At 38.6% G+C, this 20,814-nt stretch carries 19 protein-coding genes; 5 read left to right on the top strand and 14 right to left on the bottom strand.

Annotated elements, in window-relative coordinates; all coding sequences use genetic code 11:
• Nucleotides 1-101 precede the first annotated feature (101 nt).
• Together ASG14_RS04395 and ASG14_RS04390 are read left to right on the top strand one after the other, a co-directional pair.
• On the top strand, nucleotides 102-1,343 hold the full coding sequence (locus ASG14_RS04395) for a hypothetical protein (protein WP_056870239.1): 1,242 nt from the start codon (nucleotides 102-104) through the stop codon (nucleotides 1,341-1,343).
• 274 nt (nucleotides 1,344-1,617) lie between these two features.
• Entirely contained in the window at nucleotides 1,618-2,310 is a 693-nt protein-coding gene (locus tag ASG14_RS04390) for a porin family protein (RefSeq protein WP_056869790.1), read from the top strand.
• A 57-nt stretch (nucleotides 2,311-2,367) separates the two neighbouring features.
• Here ASG14_RS04390 and ASG14_RS04385 read toward each other — a convergent pair whose 3' ends face one another.
• From ASG14_RS04385 to lpxK, 3 genes are read right to left on the bottom strand one after another with little or no spacing between them, the layout of a single operon-like run.
• Nucleotides 2,368-4,392 carry a putative porin gene (locus ASG14_RS04385; RefSeq protein WP_056869789.1) on the bottom strand — a complete coding sequence of 675 codons (2,025 nt, stop codon included), beginning with the start codon at nucleotides 4,390-4,392 and terminating at the stop codon, nucleotides 2,368-2,370.
• 1 nt (nucleotide 4,393) lies between these two features.
• The gene (locus ASG14_RS04380) at nucleotides 4,394-5,209 is read right to left on the bottom strand and encodes a purine-nucleoside phosphorylase (RefSeq protein WP_056869788.1); all 816 of its coding nucleotides are present in this window, start codon (nucleotides 5,207-5,209) and stop codon (nucleotides 4,394-4,396) included.
• On the bottom strand, nucleotides 5,181-6,242 hold the full coding sequence (gene lpxK, locus ASG14_RS04375; RefSeq protein WP_056869787.1) for a tetraacyldisaccharide 4'-kinase: 1,062 nt from the start codon (nucleotides 6,240-6,242) through the stop codon (nucleotides 5,181-5,183). Before lpxK ends, ASG14_RS04380 begins: the two co-directional genes overlap by 29 nt.
• Nucleotides 6,243-6,518: 276 nt before the next feature.
• Between lpxK and ASG14_RS20495 the strand changes: the two genes are divergently transcribed.
• From ASG14_RS20495 to dnaK, 3 genes are all read left to right on the top strand, one after another.
• Entirely contained in the window at nucleotides 6,519-7,061 is a 543-nt protein-coding gene (locus ASG14_RS20495; protein ID WP_235528510.1) for a hypothetical protein, read from the top strand.
• 38 nt (nucleotides 7,062-7,099) lie between these two features.
• Nucleotides 7,100-7,657, top strand: coding sequence for a sterol desaturase family protein (locus tag ASG14_RS20490; protein WP_235528509.1), 558 nt, complete (start codon nucleotides 7,100-7,102; stop codon nucleotides 7,655-7,657).
• Nucleotides 7,658-8,104: 447 nt separating this feature from the next.
• Nucleotides 8,105-10,009, top strand: a complete 1,905-nt coding sequence (gene dnaK, locus ASG14_RS04365) for a molecular chaperone DnaK (protein ID WP_056869786.1) — start codon at nucleotides 8,105-8,107, stop codon at nucleotides 10,007-10,009.
• A gap of 258 nt (nucleotides 10,010-10,267) precedes the next feature.
• Here dnaK and ASG14_RS04360 read toward each other — a convergent pair whose 3' ends face one another.
• The 11 genes from ASG14_RS04360 to ASG14_RS04310 form a co-directional block, all read right to left on the bottom strand.
• Nucleotides 10,268-10,963: a TMEM175 family protein gene (locus tag ASG14_RS04360; protein WP_056869785.1), complete on the bottom strand. Its 696-nt coding sequence runs from the start codon at nucleotides 10,961-10,963 to the stop codon at nucleotides 10,268-10,270.
• A 7-nt stretch (nucleotides 10,964-10,970) separates the two neighbouring features.
• The gene (locus ASG14_RS04355; RefSeq protein WP_056869784.1) at nucleotides 10,971-12,047 is read right to left on the bottom strand and encodes a phosphotransferase enzyme family protein; all 1,077 of its coding nucleotides are present in this window, start codon (nucleotides 12,045-12,047) and stop codon (nucleotides 10,971-10,973) included.
• Entirely contained in the window at nucleotides 12,038-12,937 is a 900-nt protein-coding gene (locus tag ASG14_RS04350; RefSeq protein ID WP_200940311.1) for a sugar phosphate nucleotidyltransferase, read from the bottom strand. The genes ASG14_RS04355 and ASG14_RS04350 overlap by 10 nt, the downstream gene beginning before the upstream one ends.
• 57 nt (nucleotides 12,938-12,994) lie before the next feature.
• Nucleotides 12,995-13,660, bottom strand: coding sequence for a hypothetical protein (locus ASG14_RS04345; RefSeq protein ID WP_056869783.1), 666 nt, complete (start codon nucleotides 13,658-13,660; stop codon nucleotides 12,995-12,997).
• 1 nt (nucleotide 13,661) lies between these two features.
• The gene (locus ASG14_RS04340; protein ID WP_056869782.1) at nucleotides 13,662-14,321 is read right to left on the bottom strand and encodes a hypothetical protein; all 660 of its coding nucleotides are present in this window, start codon (nucleotides 14,319-14,321) and stop codon (nucleotides 13,662-13,664) included.
• Between the two features lie 25 nt (nucleotides 14,322-14,346).
• Entirely contained in the window at nucleotides 14,347-15,921 is a 1,575-nt protein-coding gene (locus tag ASG14_RS04335) for a helicase HerA-like domain-containing protein (protein ID WP_056869781.1), read from the bottom strand.
• Nucleotides 15,922-16,009: 88 nt separating this feature from the next.
• Nucleotides 16,010-16,306 (bottom strand): chaperone modulator CbpM, encoded by a 297-nt coding sequence (locus tag ASG14_RS04330; protein WP_056869780.1) that lies wholly within the window; start codon nucleotides 16,304-16,306, stop codon nucleotides 16,010-16,012.
• Between the two features lie 5 nt (nucleotides 16,307-16,311).
• Nucleotides 16,312-17,193, bottom strand: coding sequence for a DnaJ C-terminal domain-containing protein (locus ASG14_RS04325; RefSeq protein WP_056869779.1), 882 nt, complete (start codon nucleotides 17,191-17,193; stop codon nucleotides 16,312-16,314).
• A 137-nt stretch (nucleotides 17,194-17,330) separates the two neighbouring features.
• A complete protein-coding gene (locus ASG14_RS04320; protein ID WP_056869778.1) occupies nucleotides 17,331-19,748 on the bottom strand; it encodes a S9 family peptidase in 2,418 nt (805 codons plus the stop codon).
• Between the two features lie 110 nt (nucleotides 19,749-19,858).
• Entirely contained in the window at nucleotides 19,859-20,275 is a 417-nt protein-coding gene (locus ASG14_RS04315; protein WP_056869777.1) for a DUF1801 domain-containing protein, read from the bottom strand.
• 2 nt (nucleotides 20,276-20,277) lie between these two features.
• Complete coding sequence (locus ASG14_RS04310) at nucleotides 20,278-20,745, bottom strand: hypothetical protein (RefSeq protein ID WP_056869776.1); 468 nt, start codon at nucleotides 20,743-20,745, stop codon at nucleotides 20,278-20,280.
• Nucleotides 20,746-20,814 lie beyond the last annotated feature (69 nt).

Genomic DNA, 20,814 nt, shown 5'->3' with positions numbered 1-20,814 from the left:
ACAAAATTACATTACTTATAACACGATTAAATTTTTGTAAACAGACTAAATCAGGTATTTTAGTGTTTTATGTAATTATGGCGATTCGAAAAAAATATTGCATGTTGATTTTTTGTCTGCTTTTGAGCATCTGCGCCAAGGCATCATCTATTTTAGTTTTTATGGATGAAGACCAGAAAAATCACTTAAAAGCTTATGGAATTGCCTATTGGACAATAAGTAAACAACTTGAGGTAGACTGGTTGTTAAACTACCGCGGCGGGAGTTTTCTTATCAAATATAATAAAAACGTTGAGGATGAACTGAAAATCAGAGGTGTATCATACGAGGTTTTAGCAGATGGAAAAGTAGTAAATCTGTTGAATGAGATAAGCGACCCATCGGTGAACATGGAGATGGTAAAGCTGGAAAAAACGCCTAAAATCGCTGTTTATTCGCCAAAAAGCAAATTGCCCTGGGATGACGCAGTAACCCTTGTTTTAACTTATGCCGAAATACCTTACGACGTAATTTATGACGACGATATTCTGCAGGACAAACTAAGCAAATACGACTGGCTACACCTGCACCATGAAGATTTTACAGGGCAGTACGGACGTTTTTACGCTTCGTTCAGGTACGCAAACTGGTATCAGGATGACGTTAAAAACCAGGAAGCCTTAGCCAAGCGCATGGGTTATAAAAAAGTTTCGGAAATGAAACTGGCTGTGGCAAAACACATAAAAGAATATTGCGCAGGTGGCGGGTTTTTATTTGCCATGTGCTCGGGAACCGACAGTTTCGATATTGCACTTGCAGCCGATGGTGTAGACATCTGTGCCACCATGTTTGACGGAGACCCCGCAGACCCGAACGCACAATCTAAGCTTGATTTTAATAAAACGATGGCTTTCCAAAACTTTAAGCTAGATAACAACCCGATGAATTATGAATTTTCGGATATCGACGTAACAAACAGCAGGGGTTTGAACCAATCGAATGATTACTTCACCCTTTTTGATTTTTCTGCCAAATGGGATTTAGTTCCGACCATGCTTACTCAAAACCATGATAAGGTAATTAAAGGTTTTATGGGGCAAACTACTGCCTTTAAAAAAGGGCTGGTTAAAACCAGCGTAACGGTTTTGGGCGAAAATAAAGGCGCCGCAGAGGTTAGATATTTGCATGGTGAGATTGGGAAAGGTCAGTTTACATTTTACGGCGGGCACGATCCTGAGGATTATCAGCATGCCGTTGGCGATCCGCCAACGGATTTAAATCTTCACCCAAACTCGCCGGGCTACCGTTTAATACTGAATAATGTGCTGTTTCCTGCAGCTAAGAAAAAGCCTCAGAAAACATAGCTTGCTCTCTTTGATTAAGAAAACCTGTTAAAATCATTCCTGAAAACGCCACTATCCTTTAATCTATACAGCTAAAGAGATTTGATGTGGCTTACATCTGCCGGGGCTTTATACCCGAAATCAATTAAAAACACCGCTGTATATCAACGATTTAGAAAACACCAATGTAACGTAAACAATACTTTGGCACAGCTTTTGGAAAGAGGCTTGTAATTAACAAATGGCCATTGGCCGATAATTATAAACTAGATTCTTTACTTAAAAGAAAAATATTATGAAAAAGTTACTAATTGGTGCGAGCGTTCTATTATTATCAACAGGTGCATTTGCACAAACTACAATGAGCGGTTCTTCTGCAAGGTTTGGATTGAAAGCCGGTGTAAACTTATCAACTTATAGTGGAACAGGTGTAGCAGATTTAGACTACAAAAATAACGTTGGTTATAACGTTACCGCTTTCGGCGATTTTGGCATCGGAAACAATTTCTTCATTCAGCCAGGTGTTTCCTTGCAAAACAAAGGTGCTAAGTTAGAAAGCTCGGGTACCATTGCCGGAACAACAACTACCGGAACATTTAAACAAGATGTAATGGCTATTGAAGTTCCAGTTAATGCCGTGGTAAGAATCCCTACAGGTGATGCTGGTGCAATTCAGGTTAGTGCAGGACCATATGTTGGCTTCAACATTTCTGGAAAAAACAAATACTCAGGAAGTTATACTAATGCAGGAACTGCATCCTCAACTTTTACTGATAGAGATTTAAATTTCGGTAGCGAAACTTCTGATGATTTAAGCAGTATAGACTTTGGTGCAAACTTTGGTTTAGCTTACCGTACAAACTCAGGAATTTTAGTGGGCGCAAACTATGGCTTGGGTTTATCTAATTTAATTCCTTCGGATTCTAGAACAAACGACGTGAAATTAAGAAACCGTGTATTAGGTTTCTCAGTTGGATATTCATTCTAGAAAACCCTCTAATATAAAAAAAGGCGTTCTGAATTGAAATTCAGAACGCCTTTTTTTTTAATCGTAAAAGTTCCAGGTAACGCCAAATTTCAGAAGTGCATCTGGCATTGGGTATCTGTTAACGGTAAAATAGCCCGGCGAGAGCAAACCCTGATTCAGGTAATCGTATTTAACAAAAATGTTAGCCCGCTTTAAGTTTGCTTTCAAAAAGAAATCCACCACAGGAGTTGATTTCAAGACACTTTCCTCGCCTACATAAAATTGCGATAAAGCCGGCGAATAAGAATAATTTGCATAAGCGGTGTTGTACCTTACATCAAAACCGATGTTCGTTTTCAATACCTTAAAAAAAGTTATATCAAAATACACACTATTGTAGGTGTAAAACTCTGGCGTTCTTAAAACACTGCCATTATCCGTTTTTTGATATGCAAGGTAATTTTCAAGGGCAAATTTTCCGAAACGCCACTTTTTGGAAACATCCAGCCTTATTAAATTGATATCCGAACTTTCCTGAAGAGGCTTTATTCCAACATCGTTAATTCCCTTAATTGTAGTGCCAAAGTAAAGGTAGTTGCTGGTTAAAAAGTAGCTTGCGCCAGCCTGGAGCATTAGTTTATCATTAATGTAACCGAATGATAAATTGGCTACTTTAACATTTTTCAAACCTTGATCATTCCACGAGAAATGGTTGCCATTGTAGGCACCGAAGATTGCCGATGGCGATTGGTTCTGAAGGTAAGCACCAAGCTCAATTCTTCCGATGGTTTTGCCTAAAGCAATTTTACTTTTGGCTTCGTAGAGAAAATCGCCTGCATTTCTTCCCTGAAATATCTGTTGAACATCTAAATTTAAATCGATATTAGTTGTAAAGCGATAACCCAAGTTTCCTAGCAAACTGATGTTTTGGAAACTCGATGATGCATCCTCATATCTCGCTCCGCTTGATCGAAGACCAATTGTGTGGTAGTTGTAATAGTCGTGCTTAATTCCTGCATCTAACTTCAACTCATTTTTAATAACAGATGAGTTTTTCGGCCTTAAAAAGAAACTATATAGAAACTCATTTTTTATATGCTGAACATGTGATGAATCATTGGTGAACGATGCATCTACGATATTATCACTTTTTCGTAATGCCCTCGGAATTACGGTGTTGTCGTCAGATTCCTCTTTACTAAAGTCATAACTATCATTGTTGTATTCTATTGTGTAAGATATTTTGTTGGTTGGCACAACAGAGCCATTGACTGTATTGGAACTATCTATTCGCCCCACATAATATGTTTGCTTTAAGAATATGGTATTTTTACGGAAAAGGTTTCTGGCCGACCTCAGTCTGACAGCCTCGGCATCTCTGGAAATTTTATCGTAACCAGAATTAAATATAGTGGAATCTGTAGTTACCGAACCATTTTCGTATGCCCGCAACGTGTTAAAAATGGCAGAGGCCCACATGTTATACCGCTTGCTTGGCGATTGATACCAGCTAAAAACTGCGATGTTTAAATTGTCACCACGTTGCCTGCTGTAAAAACCACGTGAATCCATTCGGTTAAAATTAAAGCCTGCATTCCAGTTCTTCTTAATATTCTGACTATGGATGCCGCGAAAAAGTTGCTCTTTTTGTCCGGCGCTAATTAAATACAGGCTTGTAAAAGGCGAACGTGCCTGATAGTAGATGATCTCTTCAGGCGTTAATGCATAGTAATCGAGCGAATGAAAACCTACATCAAAACCAATCCTTTTGGAGGGTTCGTATAAAAGTGGCCTCGCAACCTGCCCCATGTTACCCGTTGTAATCGTTGGGTGTTTAGGCTGCATCAGCGGACTATAATTTTGGATATTTACCGTCGAGGTATCAAGCGGCAACAGAACAATACTGTCTTTGCTAAGCGAAAGTTTTGTAAACCGAATGTATTTTGCATTATAGACAATGGAGTCTTTTGGGCCTTCTTCTTTTTTTCTTAAAGAATCGAGTTCCTTGTTATTACCAACAGTGGTTTTTAAATCTTGGCCAAAGGCTTTATCAACACCAGAAAGTATTAAGATTAAAAGACAGATTTGAACAACTTTACCCATCTTACAGCTCAGCGATTAAGCGGATTAAAATTTCAGTCATTTTTGGTTCAGCTTTGGCGGCAGCTTCTAAAATTTCGTCTAAACTAAATGGCTGCAAGTCTTCAGGAAAACCTTCATCTGTTAAAACTGATATTGCAAAAACTGGTAAGCCGGCGTGATTGGCAACAATCACTTCAGGCACGGTACTCATCCCGACAGCATCGGCACCTATCAATCTTAAATATTTGTACTCGGCTTTTGTTTCCAAATTAGGCCCTGAAACGGCTACGTAAACACCTTTATGACATTTAACATCAACCTCTTTTGCGATTTGCAATGCTTTATGAATAATAGAACGTTTGTACGGCTGGCTCATATCCGGGAAACGCGGACCCAGGGAACTTTCAATTAAACCGCGTAAAGGATTATCAGGTTGCAAATTTATGTGGTCTTCAATAATCATTAAATCACCTTTTTTAAATTCGGGATTTAAAGAGCCTGCAGCATTAGAAACTATCAAATTCTCGATACCCAAACCTTTCATTACCCTAACCGGGAAGGTGATTTGTTGCATGCTGTAGCCTTCGTAGTAATGTAAACGACCCTGCATGGCAATAATTTTCTTTCCGTTTAAGGTTCCGAAAATTAACTTACCACTATGAAATTCTAAAGTAGATATTGGGAAATTAGGAATGTTTGAGTACATCAGTTGATGTTCTACCTCAATCTCCTTAACCAGGCCGCCTAGTCCTGTGCCTAAAATGATGCCTATTTCTGGTTTAAAGTTTTCGGTTTTGCGTTTAATGTACTCAACGGTTTCTTCTATTGCTCTTAACATAGTTTAAAATAAGTTCATCAAAGGTAATCTTATCTTGTTCAAATAAATCAACCTCGATAGGTAAAAAATATACTGGTAAATTTACCAGTAAATCTTTAAAACCCGCAGCATTTAAACGCTTACTATCCTTTTCTGTTGTGATGATGATTTTTTCTTTTTTTGTACCAGAAACAAATGCTGATTTAAACTTTTCAATATCGGCAATTTTAAATTGATAATGATCTGGAAATTCTTCGTGTTTTATTGTTTTTGTGTATTTCTCAAGCGCCTCGATAAGCGGCTCTGGATTAGCAATTCCGGTAAGCAAAAAAACCTCATAATCCTTAATGGAATCGAGTGTGCGGCTTCCATTGGCGTACAAATGCTTTAATTCGCCATACTTAATGTACGAATGAAGCACTTTTTGATTGCTATCTGGCTGTAATTCATTTATTGAAGCCTGTTGCGCCACATGCAACAGTGGCACGGGAGCTTTAGTTACCAATAAGATATCAGCTCGTTTTCTGGATGAAAAAACATCGCGTAAATTTCCTGCGGGAAGTAAAAATTGCAGCGTTCCGAGTTTTCTGAATTCGAAAAGTAAAATATTAAACCCTCCTCGCACCGCCCTGTGCTGATACGCATCGTCCAGGATAATTAAATCGTGACTATCTTTCAATTTTTCAATCCCTGCTACCCTATCTTCGCAAACCGCTACAGTTATGTTTTTAAACTTATCGTAATATTGAAGTGGTTCATCTCCGATGGTTTCGGCTGTGGCGTTATTGTCGGCCAAAATAAAACCTTTGGTTTTACGTCCATATCCTCTGCTCAAAATGGCAATCTTATAATCGCTTAGGAGCCTTACCAAATACTCGGTAGTTGGTGTTTTACCAGAACCACCAACGGCTAAATTACCCACACAAATTACAGGAAGATCAAATTTAACTGAAGCCATAACCCCCCAATCGTACAGTTTTTTGCGGAGGGTAATGGCCATACCGTAAATTAATGAGAATGGAAGAAGTAAAAGGCGTAAATAATTAATTAGCATACCGTCGTGTTTTCAAAAATAAGGATAATTTAAAAAATTCGGGCATCGCAGTTTTCTTGCCCAATAAAGCAACGTGAGAAAGATGGAAAGGTTTGTCAGAATTTTATTGTAATAATTATTTTAATTTCCTAGCTTGGCGGGTAAGCGTTACATTCAACATCAAAACACCCTAATTGTTGTCGCCATCCTTAGTTTGTACAGCCCCATTGGCTTCGAATTAATTTAGTTTAAATAGTAGCTACTATTTATGAACCTTAAAAACCACCAAATAATTTAATGTCTCCAAGGCAACGTTTAGTAATCGGTCAGGGCCAGATAAGTGGCTACATTTCTATTTTCTTAGCAGTTTTAGCTTTATTAGGAATTCTTTGTTTCCATTACCCGGAAAAATTAACGACTCCGGAATTCCGTGAGATTTACACCAAAGACAGCATGGAGGCGATGATGATTGGCGGAGTTATCGCCTCGCTCTTCTTCTCTGCATTAAGCATTGTTTTAAGCAAAAAGCTAAAATATGGCTGGCCTGGTTTTGCACTGGCTGCTTTGGCGGTAATATTGGGCGCCTTAAGTGTTGAGGGAAGAGACGTAGCCAAATCCAGCTGGCATTTTGGTTTAGATTGGATGATTTTGGATCTGCTTTTAATGGTAGCGATTTTTGTTCCGCTCGAATTGTTTTTTCCAAAGAACGATAAGCAAACAAAATTTCATGAAGAATGGCGGACAGATTTAACCTACTTCGTAATTAGCCATCTGTTTATTCAGTTTTTTGGAATTGTAACGCAAAAACCTGCAGTGCTTTTTTCGGGTGGATTGGATTAGATAAGTTACACACCTGGGTGCAGAGCTTGCCATTTATTGTGGCATTATTTTTAGCTTTTTTCAGCACGGATTTATTTCAATATTTGGCGCATCGGTTTTTCCATACCCGCGTTTCATTATGGCGCTTTCACTCCATACATCATTCTACGCAAAATATGGACTGGCTTGCCGGAAGCAGGACGCATTTTATTGATATTTTCTTTACCCGGGCAATGACATTTGTACCGTTGTACATTTTGGGTTTTTCTGCAACCGTTTTTAATGTTTATATCATTTTCATTGCCATTCATGCTGTACTTATCCACGCCAATACCAGGATAAATTTTGGCCCGCTAAAATACATTTTTACAACGCCACAATATCATCATTGGCACCACTGCGAAGATCCAAAGTATTATGGACACAACTTTGCATCGATATTCCCTTTTATTGATATGATGTTTGGCACCTATTATTTGCCTGGCAAGGAATGGCCTGCCGGAACGGGTGTACACGAGGCCGAATACCCTAAAGGCTTTGTTAAACAAACCATTTACCCCTTTACTAAAAGCCCGTTCGACACGGATTTGAAAATGGAGGAACGAAGTGACCGATAGCGGATTTGTTTGTTTTTAATGGAATTACGGAGTTAAAAGCCTTTGGCAATGAGTGGTAATCACTTTTTGATATGATGTGAATCTCGGTTGAATCTTTTCAAATCTTCATTAATATTTCTCCAAAGAAAATTTTCTGAGAAGCAATGAATTTGGTTACTAAACCCGATGGTAGCGAGCATGAAGCGCAGCGAAATAAAGCGGACAGCGGGGCGACTGTAACCGAGTGACCAGTGACTTTCATTTTCAAATTATCAGACTGATTGTTCTCGTTAATCATACTAGGCTGATTTCCGTCGGTTTTCTGTCATGCTGTCAGTAACATCAGACACTCTTTTTTACATTTTATCAGGCTTTTAGCGATAATATCTGCCAAAACCCAATTGGCACAGGCATTGTTTAATAGGATTAGAAATTATAATACTTTAAAAAGAGAAAAAGAAAAATACAATGGGAAAAATTATTGGAATAGACTTAGGAACAACAAACTCTTGCGTGAGCGTAATGGAGGGCAATGAGCCTGTAGTTATTGCGAACAGTGAGGGTAAACGTACTACACCGTCTATTGTTGCTTTTGCAGAAAACGGTGAGCGTAAAGTTGGCGAGCCTGCTAAACGTCAGGCTATAACCAACCCAACAAAAACGATATATTCGATTAAACGCTTTATGGGTAGCAGCTACGACGAAAGTGCGAAAGAAGCTGGACGTGTACCTTATAAAGTTGTTAAAGGTGATAACAACACACCTCGTGTAGAAATCGACGACAGAAAATATACTCCACAAGAGATTTCTGCGATGATTTTACAGAAAATGAAAAAAACTGCCGAAGATTTTCTTGGTCAGGAAGTTACTGAAGCGGTAATTACGGTACCTGCTTACTTTAATGATGCACAACGTCAGGCTACTAAAGAAGCTGGCGAAATTGCAGGTTTACAAGTTAAGCGTATCATCAACGAGCCAACTGCAGCTGCTTTAGCTTATGGTTTGGATAAAGCACACAAAGACATGAAAATTGTTGTTTTTGACTGTGGTGGTGGTACACATGACGTTTCTGTTTTGGAGTTAGGTGATGGCGTTTTCGAAGTAAAATCTACTGATGGTGATACACACTTAGGTGGTGATGACTTTGACCACATTATTATCGATTGGTTAACAAGCGAGTTTAAAGCTGAAAACAGCATGGATTTAGCTAAAGACCCAATGGCTTTACAACGTTTAAAAGAAGCTGCTGAGAAAGCTAAAATTGAGTTATCAAGCACAACTTCTACTGAAATTAACTTGCCTTACATTACTGCTGATGCTAGCGGCCCTAAACACTTGGTGCGTACATTATCTCGTGCTAAGTTTGAGCAATTAGCGGATAGCTTAATTAAACGTACTATCGAGCCTTGTAAATCTGCATTAAAAAATGCTGGTTTAAGCACAAGCGATATCGACGAAATTATCTTGGTAGGTGGTTCAACCCGTATTCCTGCAATTCAGGATGCAGTTAAAGCTTTCTTCGGTAAAGAGCCAAGTAAAGGTGTTAACCCTGATGAAGTTGTAGCAATTGGTGCTGCTATTCAAGGTGGTGTTTTAACTGGTGATGTAAAAGATGTATTGTTATTAGACGTTACGCCTTTATCATTAGGTATTGAAACTATGGGTGGTGTAATGACGAAATTAATCGAATCTAACACGACTATCCCAACTAAAAAATCAGAAACTTTCTCAACTGCAGCTGATAACCAGCCATCAGTAGAGATCCATATTTTACAAGGTGAACGCCCAATGGCTGGTCAAAACCGTACAATTGGTCGTTTCATTTTAGATGGTATTCCACCAGCACCTCGTGGTGTGCCTCAGGTAGAAGTATCTTTTGATATTGATGCTAACGGTATTTTACACGTAAGCGCTAAGGATAAAGCTACTGGTAAAGAGCAAAAAATCCGTATCGAAGCATCTTCAGGCTTAACCGATGCTGAGATTAAAAAAATGAAAGAAGAAGCAGAAGCTAATGCCGCTGATGATGCTAAAGCAAAAGAAGAAGCAGATAAAATTAACGGTGCTGATGCTTTAATTTTCTCTACAGAGAAACAGTTGAAAGAGTTTGGTGATAAATTATCTGCTGATAAGAAAGCACCAATCGAAGCTGGTTTAGAGAAATTGAAAGCAGCACACTTATCTCGCAACTTCGCAGATATCGATGCAGCACAAGCTGAATTGCAAAATGCATGGAATGCAGCATCTGAGGAAATGTACAAAGACGGCGGTCAGCCTCAAGGTGGTGAACAACCACAAGCTGATGGTCAGCCTCAAGGTGGCGGTGATAACGTTACTGATGTTGATTTTGAAGAAGTTAAAGAAGAAAAATAATTTTTAGTCGACAGACCGAAAGTTAAAAATAAAAGCGTTTCTGATTAAGTTCAGAGACGCTTTTTTTTGTTTGTTGAAATCAGTTGCAAAAATTGAATCGGAATGAGCATTGATGCTACGCCGTGAATGAATCAAACAATAAAAAGTTAACCGACAACAAATGATGGTGTTGTGGATAGCTCAGCGTCTAAAATTATTTAAAGGCGATTGTTTGGTTTATCAGCCTGTTTTACGTTAGCCAGGATTTAGAGTAGAAAATTATTTACGATGCCTGGTTTTTACCGGCTTAGCATGATACTCCAAATCGTGTACCTTGCCAAAAAACCTGTTTAATAATGTAATTGCAGGCCAAATTAACATCGGCGTAAACCTGCTTAACATATTCAGGCTATTTTCTGAAGGCAGGATTGAATTGATAAGTATTCCAAGTACAAATATTGCAGGGACAATAAGCGTTCGCCACCTGGCAAGTCTGCGGGTTTTTATATCATCAAATCCGTCGGAAATTCTACCACGATGCTTAATGATGTAAGCAAGCATGATATAGTTTAACAAACCTGTAAAAGCAATATTTAGAGAATAAAACCAAAAAGGCAAATTGTAAAGCGTATTATCGCTGTAATACGCGGAACTAAAGGGCATTAAAATAATGGAAAAAAGAAAAAAGAAATTTAGCCAGATTAGTTTGTCGTCGTAGTCTTTAATAAAAGAAAACATTCTGTGATGCGAGCGCCAGTAAATGGCAATTACGAAAAAGCTAATAATGAAACCGATAAACTTAGGGACTAAATTTAAGAGCTGATTAATCATTTCTGCATTTGTCATCCCATGATGGATTTCTGGCGCCTTGATTTCGATGATTAACAGGGTTATTGCAATAGCAAAAACGGCATCTGTAAAAAGAATCATCCGTTCAATCTGAAATTCCTTTTTTAGTTCGCTATGTTCTGGCATATCAAGTTTAAACTAAATTTTCTTCGATTATATCTTGTAACTCTTTTTCATTCCGCGATAGCTCTTGCAGCAACTCAAACTGATTTTTTGTTCTATCCAAATTTTGAGCGGGATAACTAATTGAATAATAATTGTTTCCGTTTAAGAAATCGGTTAGAAATCTTAATGCCTGCATGTAAACAATATACTTACCCGAGAATAAAATCAGTTCTTTTTCGGTTTCGGTAAGAATAGTTTTCATTTCTGATAAATAGCCTTTAATCATGGCCTCAAAGTATGGCAATCTGATTTTGATTTTATCTAGATCCGTTTCGTTTTCTGAAAATGCACAGAGGTAGGTTCTCATCATATCGCCCAAATCAGAAATAAATTTTCCAGGCATAATGGTATCCAAATCGATAACACAAACACCTTCGAAGCTTTGCGCATTTAATAACACGTTACTAATTTTTGTATCATGATGCATCACCCGATCCGGAAAATCCACTCTGTGCGAATACGATTTAAAATAGTCCAGTATGTACTTATGCTCTAACGCGTCGTCAATTTGTGGCTTGGCCTGACTTTGCAAACTTTCTGTCGTTGTACTTAAAGCCAGGGTAAATTGTTCAAATCTTAAGGCTAAATCATGAAAACCCGGAATGGTTGGCTTAAGTATAGAGGCGTCAAAATTGTTAAGAAGTCTGCTTAATTTACCGAACTGTTTAGCTGCTTCGTAAGCCTGCTGCGGCTCAGTTAAAACATCTAAAGAGACAGTGTTAGCCACGTAAGGCAACATTCTCCAATATTCGTTATTAACTATTGCCATTTCTTCACCATTTTGGGTGGCAATAGGTTTTACAAAAAGATAATCAGGATAGTTTTCCTTGAGATAGTCGGCGATTGCCTTTAAATTATCGGCAATGGCTTGGGGACTTTTAAATACCGAAGTATTTATATTTTGAAGAATATACTTTTTTTCTTCGGCTGGGGGCGAAAGCAAATAAGTACGGTTTATTAAACCCGTACCTATTTGTGTTATTACAATATTTTCTTTAGTGTATCCGTATGCTTTTAAAACTTCGGAGTCTAAATTTAGCTCCATAATTTTTCAGGATACGTTCCGTTTTTAACCAGCTGGTTAATGCTATCCTGAACATAAGGTTTGTCTTCTTTATAAGTTACGCCAAACCATTTGTTCGAAGTAGGAACAACTTTAAAAGTAGCTTCACCAGTTTTAACAAGGTTTTCGCCAATTAGTGGTATAAAAAATTCTGCTTTTGGTTTATCTTTATTTGCTTCTGCAAACTCTACAAAAAGCTTTTCTGTGATGTTAAAAACTGCAGGTGTGAAACCCCAGAAATTCATCGAAACAGGTGTTGCAAAATCCAAAGGGGATTCTTCACCATCTTCTTCGTAAAAAATTTTACCATCCTTTGGATAAACTTTGGTACGCTCAATAATTTCTTCAAGATTTCCTGAAGCATCTACCTTACAAACCCCGCGTGATACTGCACCAAATTCGGAAAGTGTTTTACCAACCTCATAGCCAATAATCGAAAAATTGCTGTCGGAAGCTTCCTGATCTAAAAAATCAACCATTTTCTTAAATGCATCATAACCATAATAGTCATCAGCATTGATTACACAGAATGGCTCTTTAACAACCTTTCTGGCAGAAAGAATTGCATGCGCAGTTCCCCAAGGTTTTTCCCGGTAAATTTCTTCCTCAATACCAAACTGTTTCAAATCGAAATTTTGAAAAACATAATCCGTTTCGATTCTTCCGTTTAATTTTGGCTCGAAAATCGATTTAAAATTATCTACAAATTCTTCTTTAATGATGAATACAACTTTACCGAAACCGGCTTTAATTGCATCGTAAATTGAATAATCGATGATAGTTTCTCCATTCGGGCCGAATCCATCAATCTGTTTCATGCTTCCATAACGGCTTGCCATCCCGGCGGCCAGTATTAATAGGGTAGGTTTCATAATGCTAAAATAGTAATCCCTAATCATTTTTTTGATTAGGAAAGCGTTTAATTTTCGTTAACGATTTAAATATGTGAATAATTTATAAAGATCATCGTCTTTTTTGAAGTCAATTTTATTTTCTTTGAGGTAATTATCCAGTTGCATGTCATTAATACCATATAAAGCGGTAATAGTTTTTTTATTTGGTAATATTTTAACCAGCATCTCCTCTTTAAGAGCAAAATAGCTAGAAGTTGTATTGATTAACTTATTGGTTACTGCCGAGCCATACTGTTTGCTTTCCGTTATTTCCTTTCTAATTTTTTTGAGGAGGGTAACTTTTCCCTCGGCCAGAATTTGAAAATAAGCTTCTGAACTGAAACCTTTTGTCGCTGGCAAACCGTTGATAAATCGAGCTGGATTTGAGCCTTTCACTGCTAATTCGAATCTCTTAACTGGTTCAGCAAAATGCATCAAAGCGCCATCTTCACTCTTAAATACCAGGTTATCCTCAATAACATTGTATTTCAAAGAGTCTACCAGATATTTTTTTCCATTTGTGAGTGTTACATTCCCTTTTACACAATAATCAAAAAGATAAGGGCTACCGGTTACGTCTGTATATTTAATTTCAGTTAAAGGCGTTCTCTTCACATCTCCGAAAGGAAGCACTTCGTATTGAGCGATGGCGTAGAAAGGAAGGAGAGTTAATTGCAGTATAAAGAGTCTTGGTAAGAGCATGCTATTGGTTTATAACATCGAAAAGTTTTTGCAAATCCAAATCGTTTTTGAAGTCGATTTTTTGAACCTTTAAAAAATCTAAAATTTCCTTTTCCTTGCTCGGGAAGGTACTTGCAATGCTCTTCTTCGACAAATTAATTTTCTGCAGAACGCCATCCTTTAAAACATAATAGGTAACTGATGGATTGAATAACCTTTTAGTTGACTGAGCTCCGTATCCTTTGCTCTCAATTATAGCAACATTGTATTTTTTGTAGAGTGAAGACTTTCCAGTAGCAATGATTTGTAGGAAGGTATTCTCTTTTACGTTGTCTGCCTTAGGGAGGCTATTTACGAATTTCAAGGGAACGGCGCTTTTTTCCGAATTCAACTCGAAAGCAACGATTGGCTCGGCAAAGGTCATTGAATCGCCTTGTTTGTTTAGGTATAGAAGTCTTTCGCCTGCTATGTCGTATTTTAAATTCAGATCAGAGAATGTTTTCCCTGAACCTGTTTTAACAGAGCCCTTTTCCCATTTTTCCAATAGATAGGGACTTCCGGACACGTCATCGTAGGTTGTTGACTTAATTATTTTACCTCGGGAATCGGTAAAAAGTGGACTTGTAACTTGAGCGAATGCGCCAGAGGAGACGATTAAAAAAGCGAATAATAGTACTTTCATATTTAGATTATTTTGAGGTTAATTATTAAAATCCAAAAAAACCGCCACCGCTTTTTGAACGTGTTTTCTTTCCGGTTAGCATCCCAAACAGCCCGCGAACAATTTCTTTACCAATTTGACGGGTAATTGTTGCACCCATAACCCGTTCTACTAAACTCTTTTCGCCAGGTTTTGGCTTATTCTCTAATTCGACCTGTTTTTGGGCTTCAATTTCCTGCTTTTGTTGGTCGGCCGCCGCGGTCTGCTCATTTATCCGCTTAGTTAAAATGTCGTAAGCACTCTCGGGATCTATCGGGTCTTTGTATTTCGTATACACCTGGCTTCCGGTAACTACCTTTTCAAAGTCTGCTGCAGATAAGGGCCCCATAATTGCTCTCGGTGGTGTTAGCATGGTTGCAGAAACTTCGGTAGGAATACCTTTTTCGTTCAGCACCGTTACCAATGCTTGTCCTGTACCCAAAGATGTTAGCACTTTATCGATTTCGTAAAATTCGGATTTTGGATACGTATTCACCGTTTTCTTCAGAGCATCAACGTCGTTCGGCGTAAAAGCTCTTAGCGCATGTTGCACCCGGTTACCCAACTGACCTAAAACACTTTCCGGAACATCGGTAGGAGATTGCGTGCAGAAGAAAACCCCTACCCCTTTAGAGCGGATTAGCCTTATAATCGTTTCAATCTGTTCTAAAAAAGTTTTTGAGGAATTGTTGAAGAGCAAATGTGCTTCATCGAAAAAGAAAACCAGTTTCGGTTTATCTAAATCACCAACTTCGGGCAGGGTATTAAAAAGTTCGGCAAGTAGGCTTAAGAGAAATGTAGAATACAAAACCGGCTGGTTTTGAACATCGGCAATGTTTAACAGGCTTATAACGCCCTTCCCATCTACACGTTCAAACAGATCCTCTGCATCGAAAGATTTTTCGCCAAACATCCCTGCTAATCCCTGCTGCTCAATAGCAACAATTTTCCTTAAAATAGTTCCTGATGTTGCAGTTGAAATGCTACCATAGCTTTCCTTTATTTCTTTGGCTCCTGCACCTTCCGACAAATATGAAACTAATTTTTTGAGGTCATTTAAGTCAATAATTGGCATCTTGTTATCATCAGCATATTTAAATATAACTGCCATAACGCCAGATTGAGTGTCGTTTAAATCTAAAACTTTGGACAACAAAGTTGGACCAAACTCCAGGACAGTTGCCCGCATTTGGGCACCAAGTTTTCCCGAAAGTGAATAAATTTCTATAGGAAAACCTGTTGGGGTGAAGGGTTTGTTGAGTTGTGCAGCACGCTCTTCAATTTTTGGATTTATGCTTCCTGGTTGATTAAGCCCTGACAAGTCGCCTTTCACATCAAGCATAAAAACCGGAACGCCCGCGTCTGACAGCTGCTCTGCCAGTAACTGCAGTGTACGGGTTTTGCCTGTACCTGTTGCACCGGCAATTAAACCGTGCCTGTTCATCATTTTTAATGATAAATTTACTTCAGCATCACCGTATACCTGGCCATCCAATATGCCCGCTCCAAGGTAAATATATGAGCCAGACGGCGCATACGACGCTTTAATTTTTTCGACAAATTTTGATGAGGAATCGCTCATTGCTTTAGTTTTGATGCCCCAATGTAATAACTTAAAATCAAAAAAAGGATTTTTTTATCGCAGCTTTTAGAGGCTGCGAACAGCAAAACTAATGAAGTTGCTTGTAGTAACTGATTTCGTTTTTTAGCGAGGCAATTTTATTTTGCAATAGTTCGAGCTGACCCAACAGATGTGAGACCGCATGTAGGCCTTCCAGGTTTATCTCAAGCTCTTTATATAGGCGGATATATCTTTCCAAACCAGTAAGATCATCAGCATCTATGAAAACTGCTTTATTAACCAGTTTTGTTTTTACTAACCCATATTCTTCCAGCGAAGTTACAAAGTCAGTTGCCACTTTGTAATGTCCACAAAAATCATCAACTGAAATTAAATTGGTTTCCATATTTGCTAAAGTTTGGAAAGCTGTTCAAATAATTCTTTTTGCTGAGTATTTAATTTTGTAGGTAATTTAACCTGCCATTTAACATATAAATCACCAAAAAGGTTTTCCTTTTTATAAATAGGAAACCCCTTTCCTTTGAGCCTTAAGGTGGTATCGGGTTGGGTTCCCGGGGGAATTGTAAGCTTAACTTTCCCATTTAAAGTTTCGATAATTTTTTCTCCACCTAATATTGCGGTGTACAAATCTACCTCTTCCTGTATATGAATATCGTTCCCTTTTCGTTTGAACTTAGGGTGTTCGGAAATATTAAATGAAATATACAAATCTCCTGCCGGACCATTATTGGGGCCTGGCGCTCCATAACCGGTAAGCTTTATTTTCTGTCCGTTTTCTACGCCCGCGGGTATAGTTATCCGCACCTGTTTGCCGTTTACGGTAAGTGTTTGTTTATGGGTAGTGTACGCATCGATCAAATTCAAACTTAGCTCAGAACTGTAATCCTGGCCTTTAAATGGCGAACGGCTACTGCTCCTACTTCCGCCTCCGCCAAACATCGATGAAAAGAAGTCGGAAAAATCATCGCCACCAAAACCCGAAAAACCACCTCCGCTTCTACCTCTGCCCTGCGATTGTCGTTGTTGTTGCGCATCGAACTGATCAGCATGTTGCCAGTCTTTCCCGTACCTATCGTACTTTTTCCGCTTTTCGGGGTCGCTCAGAACCTCATTCGCTTCATTTATTTGCTGGAATTTTTTATTAGCCTCTTCATTATTAGGATTTAAATCAGGATGGTATTTTCTGGCCAGTTTACGATAGGCCTTTTTAATATCATCAGTTGATGAATCTTTTTTAATTTCAAGAACTTTATAGTAATCTATGTATTCCATAAGGGTTAAACAAATATTTAATTTGAATGTTCGTGTTTGATTTTTGAAAGTGTAAAATTACTCAATATGGGCGAAGAACGCTAATTTAAACAAAAATGCCCCCCGGTTACCGGGGCATTTAAAGACAGAATAAAAAATTATTTTTTGTTCTTGACGTATTTCTCCAACCATTGGTCTTGCTCCCAAAGGGCGTGTAATATGTTTTCTTTTCCACGGTATCCGTGTGCTTCGTAAGGCAAAAACACAAAACGCACAGTACCTCCGGCACCTTTAATAGCTGCAAACAAGCGTTCACTGTTTATTGGAAATGTACCTGTATTATCATCAGAATCGCCGTGGATTAACAATAAGGGTGTTTTAATTTTATCAGCATAACTAAACGGGCTCATTTCGTAATACAATTGGGGTGCCTGCCAGTAGGTACGGTCTTCGTTTTGAAAGCCGAAAGGTGTCAATGTACGGTTGTAAGCACCACTTCTGGCAATACCTGCGGCGAAAAGGTTTGTATGCGCTAAAAGGTTTGCCGTCATAAATGCGCCGTAACTATGGCCACCAACCGCCATACGCTTTCTATCACCTACGCCTAAGTCTACCAGTTTATTAATTGCCGCTTCGGCATTTAAACTTAACTGATCCACAAAAGTATCATTCGGTTTCTTGCCATCTTTTGCTACAATTGGCATTTCTGCGTTGTCCAAAACTGCATAGCCGCGGGTTACCCAGTAAATTGGCGAACCCCAGGCAATGGTTGTAAATTTATCTTTGGATCCGCGAATCTGCGCAGCGTCTGCAGCAGAGTTAAATTCGCGTGGATAAGCCCAGATAATGGCCGGTAACGGCCCGTCTTTGTCTTTATTGTAGCCTTTCGGCAAATATAGGTCGCCGGTTAAATCAACACCATCAGCACGCTTATAAGATATTTTCTCTTTTACCACACCATCCAGGGAAGGGTAAGGATTTGCAAAATTAGTGATTGGCCTATCGGCAACACGGAGCACAAGGTTTTTGATATAATAATTTGGAACCAGTTTCTGACTTTCTTTTCGGGTTAGCAAAATCAGTTTGTCAGGGTCTATTACGTCACTTACATATTCGAAGGTTCCTTCTGCGCTTCGCCAGATGATTTCACTTTTCTTTGTGGCCAAATCGAATTTGGCCAGAAAAGGCAAATCGCCTTTTTCTGATGAACCAACAGTATTATTCATTAACAACTTTGTGCCGTTATCTACCGTATGAATTACCGAACGGCCAAACTTGTTTTTTGTTGTAACGGGCGTTCCCGGATTTCCGTAAGCATCTGTTTGATTGCGTGTGTATAACTCCTCCATTTTACCAGTAGTTGGGTTATACGTGCTTACTTTATTGGTTTGCTTACTTCTTAAACCCTCCATTACCAAGGCCAAACCAGCATTGCCCCATTGTGTGCCACGATAGCGGGTTTGCGTTTTGAAAAGTTCTTTTTCTGTGCCCGTAAATGGGGCGATTAGTGAATAGACAGCATCGTGAAACGGCACATTTTTCTTAATTAAGCCGCTGTCTAACGGTTTAGACCAGGTTACCGTAGCCGCTTCATCGTCTCTCCAATCAAAACCGCGGGGAACATTTTGAGTATTGTCATATCCAGATGGCGTTCCTTCAGATGATGGCAGCTCTGCCAGAACCTTAACGGGTTTTCCGGTTAAATCGGTCACCGTAACAGTAGATGGAAAGCCATTCGCCGTTACTAAATATGAGAACGGTTTACGGATGGTTTCGGTTAACATATAATTTTTATCGGGCGAAAGACTAACCGATGAATAAATCGCCGGTTTGCCTATTGGGGTTTCTACGCCTCCTGTATTTTTCACCAATTGCGATGTACCGAAAAACTCGAACAACTGTTCATCGAACGGAGATTTTATTAAATCCTGATAAGTTGGACTTGGTGCTGCCTTGCCTAAATTCTGTTGAACAGTTGGCCCCTTAGGCATTAACGGTTTAACCGGCGCAGCACTTGCTGGTTTGGTAACTGCCCGGTAAATTATCGTGTTATCATTTAGCCAGATTAATCCGCTTCCTAAAACAACGTTCAAAAATGACTTATTTGTTTTGGTCGCTTTCTTGGTTGCGATATCAATCACATACAAATCAACACCTTTTTGAGTGGTATTTGTAAACGCGATTTTAGTTTGCGATGGGTTCCAGCTGATGTTACTGGCATATAACGGTGCCGGCAATCCCGTAACCGGAAAAGTTTTGTCGGCTTTTATACTTTTTAAACTAAAGTTATTGATGTAAGTAATCCGGCTCGGTGAATAGTTATTGGGGTTTAACCTTAAGCCGGCAATTCGGTATTCGGGCATGGCCAGTTCTTCCACAGATGGGTACGAATTTCTTTCGCTGAACAAAATCCACTCGGCTTTATCATCCAGGCTAACGCCGGGCGTTGGCTTGGCAAGTAACAAATCAGCAATCTCCTTTGGCGGTGTTTGATAGCTTACCGCATCCTGCGCAGCAGCTTTAATTGAAAAGCAAATGCCCGCTATTAAAAAATAGAGGTGTAGTTTTTTAAGCATAATCCAGGTTTATTTATTTGACATTCAAATATTGCAAAATAAACACCTAAACCTGCAGCGTAACTGGTTATTTACAAGTTACGCAAAGTGATTTTAGGGAAAACTAAATTTTAACTGTATTGGCTTTTAAGGCTTACTATAGAATTTATAATCATCTGTTTTAAGATATCAATATTAATCTCGTCTAGTTTTTTAATGTAAACACAAGCTTTGCCGGTTTTATGTTTGCCCAAATTTGCTAAAAGCTGATCCTTATCTTCAAAATCGGCTGAGAAATAGAGTGCAAAATTATCTTTTCGCGGCGAAAAACCTGCAAGTGGTGCATCGCCCGCTGTGCCGCTCTCGTATTTGTAATGATAACTGCCAAATCCAACTATCGCATTGCCCCACATTCTGGCTTTAAAAGACGAAACATTTTCAAACAACGCAACTAAATCGAAGCTGTTTTTGCGTTTAGTTTCATCCGTAATTGTATTTATAAATGCAGTTACGCTACTGTCGTTTTCTGTTGTTTTGTTAGTTGTCATAGTTAGTTTTTAAAAACTTCCCATTTATCAACATACAATACTAAGCTGCCCGTTTGCTCTGGATCTGCATTAGAAATTGTCAATTTGCCTTGTTCGTCTCTTGAAATTTTTAGGATTGAGTTCGTGGCATCTCCGTTCTCATGTTTAATGTAGCCTTTATAAAGTGCAAAACCTTTGGTTAAATCAGCATTTAGGGTGCAATCAAACGAATCAATAATAATGTCGAATTTCGATCGTGGCTGATTTGAGATTTCTAAATCGACATTAATTAAATTAATCGGATTAACAATAATTTCAGCATTTACCTTGAACGCTTTGTTGTTCTCTTTTCCTGCTTTAATATAGTATTTGATAACGCTTTCGCAGGGTCCATCTATGTTTTTTTTCCTTGGTTCTACTTTGGCCGAAACTGACACAAATAGAACCGCCATCAGGGCAAGGAAGAGTTTCTTTTTATTAAGATAATGCATGTAGTTTTTTAATTTTCAGTTTTCAATAGAGGACAAAAATACGAAGATGAATTTGCTGATAATTAAAGC

Origin of the sequence: Pedobacter sp. Leaf194, from assembly GCF_001423945.1 — a bacterium.
GTDB lineage: Bacteria > Bacteroidota > Bacteroidia > Sphingobacteriales > Sphingobacteriaceae > Pedobacter.
This window is presented reverse-complemented; position numbering and strand designations above follow the sequence as displayed.

Coding starts and splice junctions, on each gene's coding strand:
- ASG14_RS04395 (WP_056870239.1), top strand. CDS start 102: ATGTTGATTTTTTGTCTGCTTTTGAGCATCTGCGCCAAGGCATCATCT.
- ASG14_RS04390 (WP_056869790.1), top strand. CDS start 1,618: ATGAAAAAGTTACTAATTGGTGCGAGCGTTCTATTATTATCAACAGGT.
- ASG14_RS04385 (WP_056869789.1), bottom strand. CDS start 4,392: ATGGGTAAAGTTGTTCAAATCTGTCTTTTAATCTTAATACTTTCTGGT.
- ASG14_RS04380 (WP_056869788.1), bottom strand. CDS start 5,209: ATGTTAAGAGCAATAGAAGAAACCGTTGAGTACATTAAACGCAAAACC.
- lpxK (WP_056869787.1), bottom strand. CDS start 6,242: ATGCTAATTAATTATTTACGCCTTTTACTTCTTCCATTCTCATTAATT.
- ASG14_RS20495 (WP_235528510.1), top strand. CDS start 6,519: ATGTCTCCAAGGCAACGTTTAGTAATCGGTCAGGGCCAGATAAGTGGC.
- dnaK (WP_056869786.1), top strand. CDS start 8,105: ATGGGAAAAATTATTGGAATAGACTTAGGAACAACAAACTCTTGCGTG.
- ASG14_RS04360 (WP_056869785.1), bottom strand. CDS start 10,963: ATGCCAGAACATAGCGAACTAAAAAAGGAATTTCAGATTGAACGGATG.
- ASG14_RS04355 (WP_056869784.1), bottom strand. CDS start 12,047: ATGGAGCTAAATTTAGACTCCGAAGTTTTAAAAGCATACGGATACACT.
- ASG14_RS04350 (WP_200940311.1), bottom strand. CDS start 12,937: ATGAAACCTACCCTATTAATACTGGCCGCCGGGATGGCAAGCCGTTAT.
- ASG14_RS04345 (WP_056869783.1), bottom strand. CDS start 13,660: ATGCTCTTACCAAGACTCTTTATACTGCAATTAACTCTCCTTCCTTTC.
- ASG14_RS04340 (WP_056869782.1), bottom strand. CDS start 14,321: ATGAAAGTACTATTATTCGCTTTTTTAATCGTCTCCTCTGGCGCATTC.
- ASG14_RS04335 (WP_056869781.1), bottom strand. CDS start 15,921: ATGAGCGATTCCTCATCAAAATTTGTCGAAAAAATTAAAGCGTCGTAT.
- ASG14_RS04330 (WP_056869780.1), bottom strand. CDS start 16,306: ATGGAAACCAATTTAATTTCAGTTGATGATTTTTGTGGACATTACAAA.
- ASG14_RS04325 (WP_056869779.1), bottom strand. CDS start 17,193: ATGGAATACATAGATTACTATAAAGTTCTTGAAATTAAAAAAGATTCA.
- ASG14_RS04320 (WP_056869778.1), bottom strand. CDS start 19,748: ATGCTTAAAAAACTACACCTCTATTTTTTAATAGCGGGCATTTGCTTT.
- ASG14_RS04315 (WP_056869777.1), bottom strand. CDS start 20,275: ATGACAACTAACAAAACAACAGAAAACGACAGTAGCGTAACTGCATTT.
- ASG14_RS04310 (WP_056869776.1), bottom strand. CDS start 20,745: ATGCATTATCTTAATAAAAAGAAACTCTTCCTTGCCCTGATGGCGGTT.